This is a genomic window from Clostridiisalibacter paucivorans DSM 22131, assembly GCF_000620125.1.
GTDB classification, from domain to species: Bacteria; Bacillota; Clostridia; order Tissierellales; family Clostridiisalibacteraceae; genus Clostridiisalibacter; species Clostridiisalibacter paucivorans.
Window position 1 is genome coordinate 1 of record NZ_JHVL01000010.1, and the last position, 12,925, is coordinate 12,925.

13 protein-coding genes and 2 riboswitches are annotated in these 12,925 nt (G+C 29.5%); of the genes, 3 read left to right on the forward strand and 10 right to left on the reverse strand.

The genetic code is table 11. The features are described from left to right. Window positions 1-361 precede the first annotated feature (361 nt). From Q326_RS16830 to gcvT, 7 genes are all read right to left on the reverse strand, one after another. Window positions 362-742 (reverse strand): type I phosphoribosyltransferase, encoded by a 381-nt coding sequence (locus Q326_RS16830; RefSeq protein WP_051531213.1) that lies wholly within the window; start codon window positions 740-742, stop codon window positions 362-364. A gap of 97 nt (window positions 743-839) precedes the next feature. Continuing rightward, a riboswitch (purine riboswitch) is annotated at window positions 840-941 on the reverse strand. Window positions 942-1,025: 84 nt separating this feature from the next. Then, entirely contained in the window at window positions 1,026-1,541 is a 516-nt protein-coding gene (gene cobO / locus Q326_RS0105790) for a cob(I)yrinic acid a,c-diamide adenosyltransferase (RefSeq protein WP_026894507.1), read from the reverse strand. Between the two features lie 7 nt (window positions 1,542-1,548). Then, the gene (lpdA, locus tag Q326_RS0105795; protein ID WP_026894508.1) at window positions 1,549-2,949 is read right to left on the reverse strand and encodes a dihydrolipoyl dehydrogenase; all 1,401 of its coding nucleotides are present in this window, start codon (window positions 2,947-2,949) and stop codon (window positions 1,549-1,551) included. A gap of 20 nt (window positions 2,950-2,969) precedes the next feature. Further along, window positions 2,970-4,424, reverse strand: a complete 1,455-nt coding sequence (gcvPB, locus tag Q326_RS0105800) for an aminomethyl-transferring glycine dehydrogenase subunit GcvPB (protein ID WP_026894509.1) — start codon at window positions 4,422-4,424, stop codon at window positions 2,970-2,972. Next, window positions 4,421-5,767, reverse strand: coding sequence for an aminomethyl-transferring glycine dehydrogenase subunit GcvPA (gcvPA, locus tag Q326_RS0105805; RefSeq protein WP_026894510.1), 1,347 nt, complete (start codon window positions 5,765-5,767; stop codon window positions 4,421-4,423). Before gcvPA ends, gcvPB begins: the two co-directional genes overlap by 4 nt. A 1-nt stretch (window position 5,768) precedes the next feature. After that, complete coding sequence (gene gcvH / locus Q326_RS0105810; protein WP_026894511.1) at window positions 5,769-6,152, reverse strand: glycine cleavage system protein GcvH; 384 nt, start codon at window positions 6,150-6,152, stop codon at window positions 5,769-5,771. Between the two features lie 15 nt (window positions 6,153-6,167). After that, window positions 6,168-7,271: a glycine cleavage system aminomethyltransferase GcvT gene (gene gcvT / locus Q326_RS0105815; RefSeq protein WP_026894512.1), complete on the reverse strand. Its 1,104-nt coding sequence runs from the start codon at window positions 7,269-7,271 to the stop codon at window positions 6,168-6,170. Window positions 7,272-7,341: 70 nt separating this feature from the next. Then, a riboswitch (glycine riboswitch) is annotated at window positions 7,342-7,437 on the reverse strand. A 301-nt stretch (window positions 7,438-7,738) separates the two neighbouring features. Here gcvT and lplA point away from each other — a divergent pair. Then, window positions 7,739-8,719: a lipoate--protein ligase gene (lplA, locus tag Q326_RS0105820; protein WP_026894513.1), complete on the forward strand. Its 981-nt coding sequence runs from the start codon at window positions 7,739-7,741 to the stop codon at window positions 8,717-8,719. Between the two features lie 116 nt (window positions 8,720-8,835). Then, window positions 8,836-9,513, forward strand: a complete 678-nt coding sequence (locus tag Q326_RS16835; RefSeq protein ID WP_034601347.1) for a YczE/YyaS/YitT family protein — start codon at window positions 8,836-8,838, stop codon at window positions 9,511-9,513. A 50-nt stretch (window positions 9,514-9,563) separates the two neighbouring features. Here Q326_RS16835 and Q326_RS0105830 read toward each other — a convergent pair whose 3' ends face one another. The 3 genes from Q326_RS0105830 to Q326_RS0105845 all read right to left on the reverse strand — a co-directional run bounded on the left by Q326_RS0105830 (window position 9,564) and on the right by Q326_RS0105845 (window position 12,342). Next, on the reverse strand, window positions 9,564-10,022 hold the full coding sequence (locus tag Q326_RS0105830; protein WP_026894514.1) for a hypothetical protein: 459 nt from the start codon (window positions 10,020-10,022) through the stop codon (window positions 9,564-9,566). A 224-nt stretch (window positions 10,023-10,246) separates the two neighbouring features. Next, window positions 10,247-11,494 carry an ABC transporter permease gene (locus tag Q326_RS0105840; protein ID WP_026894516.1) on the reverse strand — a complete coding sequence of 416 codons (1,248 nt, stop codon included), beginning with the start codon at window positions 11,492-11,494 and terminating at the stop codon, window positions 10,247-10,249. Window positions 11,495-11,505: 11 nt separating this feature from the next. Continuing rightward, window positions 11,506-12,342, reverse strand: coding sequence for an ABC transporter permease (locus Q326_RS0105845; RefSeq protein ID WP_026894517.1), 837 nt, complete (start codon window positions 12,340-12,342; stop codon window positions 11,506-11,508). 385 nt (window positions 12,343-12,727) lie between these two features. On the opposite strand from Q326_RS0105845, the gene Q326_RS0105850 reads away from it, so the two are divergent. Next, window positions 12,728-12,925, forward strand: a 198-nt coding sequence (locus Q326_RS0105850) for a UPF0236 family transposase-like protein (RefSeq protein WP_034602549.1), incomplete at its 3' end; no start/stop codon positions are given.

The window sequence follows — 12,925 nt, forward strand, 5'->3', positions numbered from 1 at the left end:
GGCAAAATGTAATGAAGAAATGGAACAGAAACTATAAAAACTGGGACTTAGTCCTTAATCAACTAATGATATTCTTTAAAGACAGAATAGATGCTTTTGTTCTGTAAGTTATCATTAGAAACCATTTCTTCATTAATAAAGATTATTGCCAAAACCATAAGATTTTATGAATATAATCATATAGCTTTGGCAATTCTATAATCAAAGTTAGTATCAATTTTGTTCTATATTATTTAATTTAATAGTTATTGTCAGATTGGATTTAAACTTCCTAAAAGCACAAAGTTATTTACAGACTCTTAAAACCTAAAAATCAATAGTTATTGGATGATTAAATCTAAAGAAAAATAATTGCCAACTATTACTTGACAGTAACTATCATTACTCTGTCATTACTATTTACATATTTTTTTGATATTCTTATTTTATATGTCTTATCTTTAGTAAAAGAATAAACTAAACTCTCATAGGTTTCTTTATCTAAATTTTTAGATTGGGTCTTCTTTGCAAAAACTACAGGCACTTTAAAATATTGAGCAGTAATAGATGCTATAGCAATGCCAGATGCCTCAATAGTAAGTATTTTATTTATCTTATTGTCTCTTAATCTTTTATAAAATTCTTTACCTATATCATTTAAAAATTCCACATCTAATTGATGATTTAAAAAATTATCAACTTTCAATATATCCTTACCGCTTACCCTGCCTTCTTTAAGAATTTTATCCTTTAGTAAATACATATTTTCCCTCCTATAAATAAAAAACTCCCTTTTTTTAAAAAAAGGGAGTTTATAGTACAATCCTGTACAAAAATAAAAAGATATCAAATATATACAGAACTAAAATATAAACACCCATAGTCAGATCATTTACGGTAATCCGGTAGAAACTTGTGGACCATATCTCCAAAATTATATGAGTGAACATTCATTTAGTTTTTTATATAGATTGTTCGTCATTTGATACCATTTTACATTATATTCTTTTAAAAATCAATAGTTATTTTATTTAATAAAATAACTATTAACTCTCTATACCTTTTCTAGCTTTCACACCTTTATTATAATAATGTTTTACTTCCTTCATTTCAGTTACTAAATCAGCCATATCTATTAATTCTTTAGGTGCATATCTTCCAGTCAAGATTACTTCCACATTAGGTTTTCTATTTTCCAATGCCTCTATTACATCGGATACTTCAAACAATTTAAAATACAATGCTATATTTATCTCATCTAATACTACTACATCATATTCTCCTTTTTTAAGTATCTCTTTACAAATAGCCAATCCCTCTTTTGCTATTTTTTTATCTTCTTCTTCTGGATCTCTATAGATAAAACATTCCCTACCGAATTGACGGATCTCAAATCCTGAAAGGATTTTCTCCGCCTTTACCTCACTATATTTCATTCCCTTTACAAATTGACCAAAAAATACTTTTTTACCAGCACATACTGCCCTTAAAGAAAGTCCCAGTGCTGCTGTAGTTTTTCCCTTTCCATTACCTGTATAAATCTGAATATACCCCTTATCCATACCTTTATCATCTCCTCTTTTTTTGAGGGGCCATATGGATTGCTTCTCCTGTTATTCCCATCAATGCCTCCATAAAAGACTCTGATACAGTAGGGTGTCCATGGATGATATCAGAAAAATCTTCTACTTTAAGTCCCTTAGCTATTGCTATTGTCCCCTCATGGATTATATCCGATGCATGGGGAGCTATTATATGAACTCCTAATATCCTATTGCTTTCATCCGCTATAATTTTCACAAATCCATCAGTTTCTCCCATAGTAATGGCCTTTCCATTGGCACCTATCATAAATTTACTAGTCTTATAATCTATGTCTTTATCCTTTAAATAATCCTCTGTATACCCTACCGAAGCCACCTCTGGAGTTATATATACACAACTAGGTATTACATCAGTATTTTTAATATTATTTACACCCATAATCCCCTCTGCTGCTATTATACCATGATGAGATGCCACATGGGCAAGCATAGCTCCTCCTATTACATCTCCTATGGCATATATGTTTTTCACATTGGTTCTAAAGTTTTCATCTACTTTTATACCTTTATTATAACTCACACCTATCCTATCTAATCCTAAACCTTCTATAAAGGGTCTTCTTCCTGTAGATATAAGGGCCTTTTCAGATTTCAATATCCTTTCTCCCTTTTTGCCTGACACCGTTAAATTCAATCCATATTCTACAGACGCTATCTCTTCTACAGTAGTATTAGTTAATATCTTTATACCTCTTCTTTTAAGATAACTAGCCAGTCTCTTGTATATATCCTTATCAAAATTATTCAATATATTTGGTAAAGACTCCACTATAGTTACTTTAGTACCCATAGCATTAAATATACCTGCAAATTCTAATCCTATAACTCCACCACCAATTACTGTTAAAGATTCAGGAATTTCTTCAAACTCTAACAATTCACTACTAGTCAAAACCCCATTACTCTCTATCCCTTTAATGGGTGGTACAAAAGGTTGTGAACCTGTGGCTATAATCATATAGTCAGTATTTATATTTATAACTTTCCCATCTTCTTTTACTACTGATACATTGTATTCGTCTTTAATCGTAGCATTGCCTTTAATGATATCTACACCATTTGATTTGAGAAGAACTTTTATTCCACCCACTAATTTGTCTACAACATCCGATTTTCTTTTTTGTAACATATTTACATCTATATTGTAATAGTCTACCATTATTCCAAAATCTTTACTATTATTTATCATATTTATTACTTCTGCACTTTTATATAATGCCTTTGTAGGTATACATCCTCTATTTAAACAAGTCCCACCTAAGTCCTGTTTTTCTACCAATGTTACCTTTGCACCCAGTTGAGAGGCCCTGATAGCGGCAACATATCCGCCAGGGCCTCCTCCTATAATTAATATCCTTTTATCCATTCTCACACCTACCTTTGTTATTAACCTTGCCATTTTAGTATAGGTTTTCTCGCTGCCTTTACTTCATTTACCCTTTTTACTGGAGTAGTTTGAGGAGCAGATTTCAATATTTCTGGATTTTCCTTTGATTCATCAGCAATCTTTATCATGGCATCTATAAATTTATCCAATGTTTCCACGCTTTCCGTCTCAGTAGGTTCTATCATAAGGGCTTCACTTACAATCAATGGAAAATATATAGTTGGTGGATGATATCCATAATCTAAAAGCCTCTTTGCAACATCTAGTGTAGATACATTAAGTTCTCCTCCCTTCACTCCTGACAGTACAAACTCATGTTTGCATAGTCTATCAAATGGTAGGTTATAATGACTCTTTAGTTTTTCTTTTAAATAGTTGGCATTTAATACAGCTATTTCACTAGCCCTTTTCAAACCTTCTCCTCCCATAGTTAACATATATGAAAGGGCCCTTACCAACACTCCAAAATTCCCATAATATTCTTTAACCTTGCCAATTGAATGGGGCCTATCATAATCAAATTTATAAACTTTTCCATCGTAATCTACCGCTGGAACAGGAAGAAACTTTTCTAACTTTTCCTTCACACCTACAGGTCCACTACCAGGTCCTCCTCCTCCGTGGGGAGTAGAAAGGGTTTTATGAATATTTAAATGAACCACATCAAATCCCATATCTCCAGGTCTAGCTGCCCCCATTATTGCATTCATATTTGCTCCATCATAATACACTAATCCTCCTACATCATGGATGATCTTTGTAATCTCTAATATATCTTCTTCAAACAATCCCAATGTATTGGGATTGGTCAACATTAATCCTGCAATATCTTTATCAGCAATCTCACGCAATGCATCTATATCTACGAGTCCCCTCTCATCAGATTTGACTTCAACTATATCAAATCCTGCTACAATGGCACTGGCAGGGTTAGTTCCATGGGCTGAATCTGGTATTATTATCTTGGTTTTATTCTTATCTTCATTATAGTCATGGTATGCCTTTATCAGCATAAGCCCTGTCAACTCTCCATGGGCACCCGCTGCAGGCTGTAATGTAAATCTATCCATACCTGTAAGCTCACATAAATTCTTATCTAATTTATGCATAAGTTCCATATTTCCTTGTACTGATTTCTCAGACTGATATGGATGAGTATAGACAAAACCTTCTAATTTAGCCATTTCTTCGTTTCTTTTGGGATTATATTTCATCGTACATGACCCCAATGGATAAAATCCTGTATCCACTCCAAAATTTTTATTAGATAATAGAGTAAAATGCCTTATTACATCGACTTCACTTACCTCCGGCAATTCCGCTGGTGACTTCCTTATATAGTCATTGGGAATAAAATCTTTTATATCTTTATTCTCCACATCATTTTCAGGTAATGAATATGCCCTCCTGCCCTTTTTAGATAATTCAAATATTAGGTTATTATATTCTTTCATTTTATCCCCTCCAAAACCTCAACTAATGTATCTATCTCCTTCTTAGTTCTCTTTTCTGTAACACAGTATAAAATTGTATCTTTCTGTTGAGGATAATCCTTCTCCAATAGATATCCACCTAATATATCTTTTTGATATAATTTTTCATTGATAGTTTCTGCATCCACATTTGCTGCTATGCTAAACTCTTTAAAAAATGGCTTATTAAATGCATCCCTATACTTACCACTCCTTGTTATGAGTTCATGGGCATAATGGGCCTTTTGAAATGACATCTCTGCCACTTCCCTAATACCTTCTTTGCCTAAAACTGTCATATATACAGCTGCCGCCAATGCATTTAATGCTTGATTAGAGCATATATTAGATGTGGCCTTTTCCCTTCTTATATGCTGTTCTCTAGCCTGTAACGTAAGTACAAAGGACCTTTTTCCATCGACATCTTCTGTCTGACCAACTATTCTACCAGGCATCTTTCTCATAAGTGCCTTTTTAACAGCCATAAATCCTAAATAAGGTCCCCCAAAGTTTAATGGATTTCCTAATGACTGTCCCTCTCCCACTACTATATCAGCACCTAAATTACCTGGAGATTCCAATAGTCCCAATGCAATAGGGTCTACTGTCATAATAAATAAGGTCTTTTTATCGCTATGGGCTATTTTTTCGATCTCTTTAATCTCTTCAATTACACCAAAAAAGTTAGGGTATTGTACTATAACTGCTGCTATATCCTTAGACATTTTAGACTCAAGTATTTCTCTATCTGTCTCTCCATCTACCATATCTACTTCTACTATATTTATACCTTGAAATCTAGCATATGTCTTTAACACCCTTCTGTATTCAGGGTGTACAGTCTTAGATACAATTACATCCTTTCTTCTAGTCTTACCCACAGCCATCATCATCGATTCAGCCAATGCTGTAGCCCCATCATATATGGATGCATTTGCCACATCCATATCTGTCAAATTACAAATAAGAGTTTGATATTCAAATATAGTCTGCAGTGTCCCTTGACTTATTTCCGCTTGATATGGGGTATAGGAAGTGTAAAACTCTGATCTAGATATCACATGATTTACTACTGATGGAATATAATGATCATATGCTCCTGCCCCTAAAAAGCAAGTCAAATCCTTTATAGTTTTGTTTTTCTTACTCAATTCCTCCATCAATGTAGAAAGTTCCATTTCAGATAATGGACCATCTATATCTAATTTTTTATTCAATCTTACATTATCGGGTATATCACTAAAAAGCTCGTCTAAAGATGTTAATCCTAATTGAGATAACATCTCTTTTATATCTTCTCTTCCATTGGGTATATAAGGAAACATATTACGCCTCCTCTTCACAGAATTTTTCATATTCCTCTGCACTCAACAATTCATCTATTTGAGTATCATCCAATATCTCAATAGATACAATCCAGTTTTCATAGGGTTCTGTATTTACCAACTCTGGCTCATCCTCTAGATCATCATTAACCTCAATTATTTTACCATCTATGGGCATATTTATATCTGACGCAGCCTTTACTGATTCTACTACTCCAAAGGCATCTCCCAATTCAAATTCATCTTCAACCTCAGGCAATTCAACATAAACAATATCCCCCAATGCATTTTGTGCAAAATCTGTAATTCCTATATATGCCTTATCCCCTTCTACTTTAACCCATTCATGATCTTTTGAATAATATAAATCCTTTAAAGTTTTCATATTTAATTTCCTCCCTTATTTTTTATAATTCTTTGTATAGAATTTTTTACTTATAACTTTAGCCCTTTTTGTTTTCTTTCTTATAGCTATCTGGATTTCACCATCCATATTTACAGTATTGCTCTTAATTAACGCTAAACCTATATTTTTCTTTAAAGTTGGTGAATAATATCCTGTTGTCACTACTCCAATCTCTTCATCTTTATAAATTACTGGATATCCATGTCTAGGAATACCCCTATCTAACATTTCAAATCCAATAAGTTTCCTGTTGCTTCCCTCTGCCTTTTCTTTAACTAATTTATCTTTACCTATAAAATTTTCTTTACCTAATTTCACAAAGAATCCAAACCCTGCCTCTAAAGGCGTTATCTCTTTAGATATCTCATTTCCATATAGAGGTAAAGATGCTTCAAATCTCAACGTATCTCTAGCCCCTAATCCTATAGGTTTAATTCCATCTACTTTACCTTGGGATAAAATACTTTTCCATAACTTTGGAGCATCGTTTGGAGAAAGATATATCTCAAATCCATCTTCACCTGTATATCCAGTCCTAGATATTAGCACATTTACTCCATCTATATATATATCTTTTTTACTAAAAAAGAATTTTATACTACTTAAATCATAATCAGTCATCCTTTGAAGTATCTTTTGAGCCTTTGGCCCTTGAACCGCAAATTGAGCATATTGAGATGATGTATTGTCAATATCTACATCATAAATATTGTTTTCCACCAACCACTGATAATCCTTCTCTGTATTGCTAGCATTGACCACTAACAAAAAATGTTTACTACTAAATTTATAAATCAGTAAATCATCTACAATACCTCCATCGGGATAACACATAAAACTATACATTACTTGATTATCCTTAAGTTTAGATATATCATTGGTTGCTATATACTGAATAAAATCCTCTGACTTTTCTCCCTTCACCTCTATTTCTCCCATATGAGAAACATCAAATATACCTGCATCTTTTCTTACTGATTCATGTTCAGGTATTATACCCTCAAATTCTACTGGTAATGCCCAACCTGAATAATCCACAACTTTTGCTCCAAAGTCATCATAGACTTCAAATAAAGCTGTCTTTTTCAAATTATCCATAACCACCCTCCTCATAATTTAAATTTATAATCAAAAAGGGAATATGATGGCATGACTATACTGGCTGCCTTCATATTCCCCTGTTTCTTTACCTGAGAGTTTCTACAATACCAAAAAGTGTATTGCTCCTTCGGTGCCGATTTACGGACTTTTCAGAGGTTCATCAGGAAACGATCTGTTTGCCTGAAAGTTTCTATGGTGTGTTGGCATATACCCATATTGCTTCTTCGGCTATCTCACTACAAGATATCTCTCGTAACCTTCATCTGAACATTATTTGATTTTTTTTAAAATATATACTATTTAAAATAAAGTATAATATATTATAATTTCATTTTCAATAATTATTTATATATTAACGAAGATATAACATTAAACACATAATATATACTTATATTTTTTAGGTTGTATATTATACTATATTAATTTACAATATTATTAAATAGAATCCTAAGGGGGATATTTAAATGATTATTATAGATACTGAAAACACTAATCCATATTTTAATCTTGCGGCCGAAGAATATGTGCTTAAAAACTTTGACGAAGATTGTTTTATGCTTTGGCGAAATAAAAACTGTATTGTAGTGGGAAAAAATCAAAATACTATTTCTGAAATCAATACTGATTTTGTAAAAAAGCATAATATTCCAGTAGTTAGAAGACTTTCTGGTGGAGGAGCTGTCTTTCACGATTTAGGTAATTTGAACTTTACATTTATAATGAATGAGGGTTCCAATGATTTTAATGATTTCAAAAAATTCGCTACACCTATTATCGAAGTATTGAAAACTCTATCTATAGATGCCAAATTTAGTGGTCGAAACGATATCACTATAGATTATAAAAAGATATCGGGAAATGCCCAATATATTTATAAAGATAGGGTGCTTCATCATGGTACATTATTATTTTCTTCTAATATGGCAGATTTAACTGGGGCATTGAAACCTAAAAATACTAAATTTCAAGGTAAGGGAGTAAAGTCAGTGGCCAGTAGAGTGACAAATATAGAATCTTATCTATCTAAACCCATCTCCCTCGAAACTTTTAAAAAGAAAATTATGGATTATGTATCGGATAAATATAGTAGCGAAAAGATATATACATTTACTGAAAAAGATTTGAACAATATAGACCAATTGGTAAAAACAAAATATGAAACATGGGATTGGAATTATGGTAGTTCACCTAAGTATTCCTTTTTCAACGAAAAAAAATTCCCTGGAGGGACTGTGGAATTTCACATCGATGTAAAAAAAGGTAAAATTCAAAACATAAAATTCTTTGGTGATTTTTTCGGTAAAAAAGACATTTCTCATATAGAAAACAAATTAATAGGCGTTGACCATGATTTTGATAAAATAAAAAAAGTTTTATCATCTATAAATACCCAAGAATACTTTGCAAATATAGATTTAGACAATTTAATTTCAGGTATGTTTTAGTTATAAGTTTTAATTTTTAGAAAACTCTTGTTTTTATTCCTATTTTTATTATATTATATTTATAATAATATCTTTTAGGGAATCGAAGTATTTTTTTGACAAGGGGGAGTCTTTTTATGAATAAACAAGAACTAAATAAGATGTTAAAAAATCTACCTAGATTATTTTTTGGGTTTTTCTTATGTGCATTGGGTATATCTATGATGCTTCACGCAGATTTAGGTATAAGTCCATGGGATATTTTTCATAAAGGACTTTCAACTCAAACAGGACTTACCTTTGGACAGGCATCTCAGTTAACAGGATTATTGGTCATAGGCGTAAGTATTCCTTTAGGAATACTGCCAGGTATAGCCACTATATTAAATATGTATTTTATAGGATTCTTTATAGACCTTATAAATAAAAGTGGTATTTTATCTACTCCCAGTGTTATAATATCAAAATTAATACTAATATACTTGGGGATGATAGTCTTTAGTGCAGGTGTATTTTTTTATCTTAGTAGCAATCTAGGTGCCGGTCCTAGAGATGGACTCATGATAGGTTTGGTTCAAAAATTGAATAAATCTGTATCATTGATAAAAACTGTTATTGAAATATCAGTCCTTATTATAGGTTATATACTGGGAGGACCTTTAGGAATAGGAACTGTACTTATAGCTATTTCATTTGGTACAATACTTCAAACTATATTCAAAATAGGTAAATTTGATGCCAATAGTAATAAACAGCTTAATTTAAAGGAACAATATAAAATCCTTTTTGTTGATGATAGTACAGCTAGTAATTAAGATATGGTTATTGGTTACTCATGTTCAAAAACAAAACCATGGTGTAATTATTACATTGGATTTATATTACTAACTATAGATAAATCATTAAAATCAATTTCTTTATCACTATAAGTAAAAAAGAGAACCCCCTCCTGTATTATATGATCTAAATTATATGTAAAATCATACTCAACATTATTGTAATTACACTGTTTTCTAAAAATACCAACATATATATACGAATATCCTTGTTTGGTATAACTTTGTGAGGATATAGTTCCAGAAAAATATAATCCTTTACTAAAATCTACAGTTTTATGTACATAATTTTCTTTATTTAAAATATTTTTGTTATTTCTTTTTAATGATTTTACTTTTATAGTATTGTTTGTATTATCAAATGTTTCTAATTTAATAATGTGGTGAGAAAAAATCTGAAAAAATGGTGGAATCAATATATTAGGTTGCCTATATCCAATAGAAACTATTCCCATATTAGAGTCTTTTATATATATAATAACCATCATCAATTTTATTCTTTATTTCACCATTATATCCATATTTATAAAGTATTTGGTCTCTTTTTATTCCAATTTTTTGTAATACCAATTGTTCACCAAATAAGTATATGGACAAATACAACAATATATAGGCTGAGATTAAAAATACTAATAATATTTTCAATTTTTTATGCATAATTGTTATCAAAATACATTTAGTATGACTTATTTTCATGAAATTACCTACTTTTTTATAATGTGCTTATTTTTTCTACACTATTTTTAGCTTTCATGCTACTAACAATAGACATAATAGTGCCTCCAATAAATATTAAAAAAAAGATACTTATATTAAAAGAAAGTTGAAAACTATTATAATATATGGACAGATTCTTAGAAATATAATAATTACATATCATCAAAATAATAATAAATATTATTAAACTTGAAAAATAACCTATCCATCCAATAACCATTGATTCTAACATAATAATTTTTGAAATAATTTTACTGCTATATCCCAATGATTTTAAAGTACCAATTTCTTTCTTTCTATTTATAACACTATTATATGTGGATAAATATATACTCAATAAGGAAAAGAAACAAAAAATTAAACCTATAAGTGAAATTATCCTAAGCATATATTTTATAATAAAATATGATTTGTCTAAATAAACTTGACGTTCTGTATCAATCATATTTTTATCTAAATACAATTTTAAATCGTCTATTTTAGACGAATCTTTTATTATAACTTTCATAGTTTTAATTTCATTTTCTCCAATACCAATGCTATACATATCTATATTATTATTAACTAATCTAATATCATCTTTGGGTATATATATATGATTTGGACCCTCTCCGTTTACTAAATTATCATATGTTCCAACTACCTCAAAAGTATAATAAAAAGATTTAATAGGCTTTGGTTCTATATCTTGTAAAAAATCATGTGCAAAATATCTTATCGTTATTGTTTTACCAATAAAATTATCACCATTTAAATATTTAATTGCTTGTTGTTTTAATTTACTAGTATCTATGTCATCTGGATAAAAATATTTAGGAATAATCCCCACTTTAGTATCATTTTCTTCAAAATGTTTACCGCTTACTATTAATCTTTCGATACCTTTATGACCTAATGCTATTGAAAGATGTGCTTCATTATGAAATAAATCTCTAGGATTAATAACCGTCCCACCTTGATTCCCACTATCTTCATATATATCTATAACATCATTATTATTAATCAATAAATTCTTTATTTTCTGCTTTGTTTTGAAATCATCTTTAGATAATTTAATATTTAAAGTCCTATAACCAAATGTATTAAAAACATGTTTATCCGTGTATTGATAAAATGATACCAATAAACAATTAGCTATAAATAAAATCATAAAAGAAATCCAAAATAAAAATATATCAAATCTTATACGTTTTCTTTTTAATAAATTTGTATATGCAATCTTAAAATAGTATCTACTTTTCATATGTATCTCCTTTAGTTTCTTAATAATAGTATTGGCGATATCTTTTTTATTTTCTTCACCATGTTAAGAGATGAAATAAATATAAGTATTAATAAAGTTACAAATATTAACAAATACATACTAGGATTTATTACGATTTTTGTACCTATCAAAATATCCTTAAATTTAGCATTAATTACAGGATTTATTATAGTATATATACTAAAATTACTTATAATGCTTGCAAATACAAAACTTATAAACCCAAATATATAAGACTCTACTAAAATAATCTTAAACAAAGTTTTATTACTATACCCAAATGCTTTAAATATTGCTAAATCATTAATTCTTTCATTTATTGAATTAGATAAAACAATACATAATACTATAAAATTAAGAATAATAATAACAATAAACATAATTAAACTCCCGTATTTAATAGTTTTAATTACAGGAATATTTATAATATCATCAGAATTGAAAATAATTGTAAAATAGTCTTTCTCTTTAAGTTGTTTAACTACACTATCCATATTTTTATAGTCATCAATAGTTATTGTTACATTATTTTTTGAAGAAGATTGATTGATTATGGCATCAGAAATTTCAGATATATTGTTAAATATACTCATATAATCAATTTTCTCTGATGTTTTATGATTTGAATTAACATGTACAATAAATTGCCTATATCTCAATTGACTATTAATATTCTCATCAATTGATATATGAGAAATATATGCAATTGCCGAGGTGATAAAAAGCATTACTATACATAAAGTTATAAATAAAATATAAATGATTGTCCTTATTTTGTTTCTTGCAACATTATGCATTGATAATTTATATATATTTTTTATTTTCATAGAATTCATACCTTCATATTTGATTTTTTAAGTGTATTTATAATCGTTATACTAAAACTACGTTTTATTGCCCTAACACTTCCAATAAGTGGCAGTAGGATGCATAAAAGAGCTGATAAGCAAAACCATCTCATATTTATTATTACTTCTTCATTTACAAGATATATTGAAGCATTAACTTTAATTAATTGATTTAAAACTATCAGTATAATTAAAGTTAATATAGTACCAATAAACATACTTGTTATACTGGTAATACTTAGAGTATAATTTTAGTAGGCAAAAAGGACAAAAAATAAAAAAGATGCCTTAAGGCATCTTTCATATACATGCATCATCCAATATAATAGTATCTGCGAAGAAAACTAGAAAGTTAGGTGATTACATGTATAAGATAAGTTTAAAGGAAATGGATATAAATTTCAAGGATTTAGAGAAAAGGATTTATGAATTTGTTTGCCGTCAGGCATGTGAAATAATCACAGAGCTACTTAATCAACTAGATGATGAGCTAATGAAAGAAAGAGATAAGAAGATATATAGAAATAAAGGTTTCAAGAAAACATGTATCAAGACAGTAATG

What these genes read in the sequence shown, in the direction of transcription:
- Q326_RS16830 (WP_051531213.1), bottom strand. Translation starts at nt 742, where the DNA reads ATGTATTTACTAAAGGATAAAATTCTTAAAGAAGGCAGGGTAAGCGGT.
- cobO (WP_026894507.1), bottom strand. Translation starts at nt 1,541, where the DNA reads ATGGATAAGGGGTATATTCAGATTTATACAGGTAATGGAAAGGGAAAA.
- lpdA (WP_026894508.1), bottom strand. Translation starts at nt 2,949, where the DNA reads ATGGATAAAAGGATATTAATTATAGGAGGAGGCCCTGGCGGATATGTT.
- gcvPB (WP_026894509.1), bottom strand. Translation starts at nt 4,424, where the DNA reads ATGAAAGAATATAATAACCTAATATTTGAATTATCTAAAAAGGGCAGG.
- gcvPA (WP_026894510.1), bottom strand. Translation starts at nt 5,767, where the DNA reads ATGTTTCCTTATATACCCAATGGAAGAGAAGATATAAAAGAGATGTTA.
- gcvH (WP_026894511.1), bottom strand. Translation starts at nt 6,152, where the DNA reads ATGAAAACTTTAAAGGATTTATATTATTCAAAAGATCATGAATGGGTT.
- gcvT (WP_026894512.1), bottom strand. Translation starts at nt 7,271, where the DNA reads ATGGATAATTTGAAAAAGACAGCTTTATTTGAAGTCTATGATGACTTT.
- lplA (WP_026894513.1), top strand. Translation starts at nt 7,739, where the DNA reads ATGATTATTATAGATACTGAAAACACTAATCCATATTTTAATCTTGCG.
- Q326_RS16835 (WP_034601347.1), top strand. Translation starts at nt 8,836, where the DNA reads ATGAATAAACAAGAACTAAATAAGATGTTAAAAAATCTACCTAGATTA.
- Q326_RS0105830 (WP_026894514.1), bottom strand. Translation starts at nt 10,022, where the DNA reads ATGATGGTTATTATATATATAAAAGACTCTAATATGGGAATAGTTTCT.
- Q326_RS0105840 (WP_026894516.1), bottom strand. Translation starts at nt 11,494, where the DNA reads ATGAAAAGTAGATACTATTTTAAGATTGCATATACAAATTTATTAAAA.
- Q326_RS0105845 (WP_026894517.1), bottom strand. Translation starts at nt 12,342, where the DNA reads ATGAAAATAAAAAATATATATAAATTATCAATGCATAATGTTGCAAGA.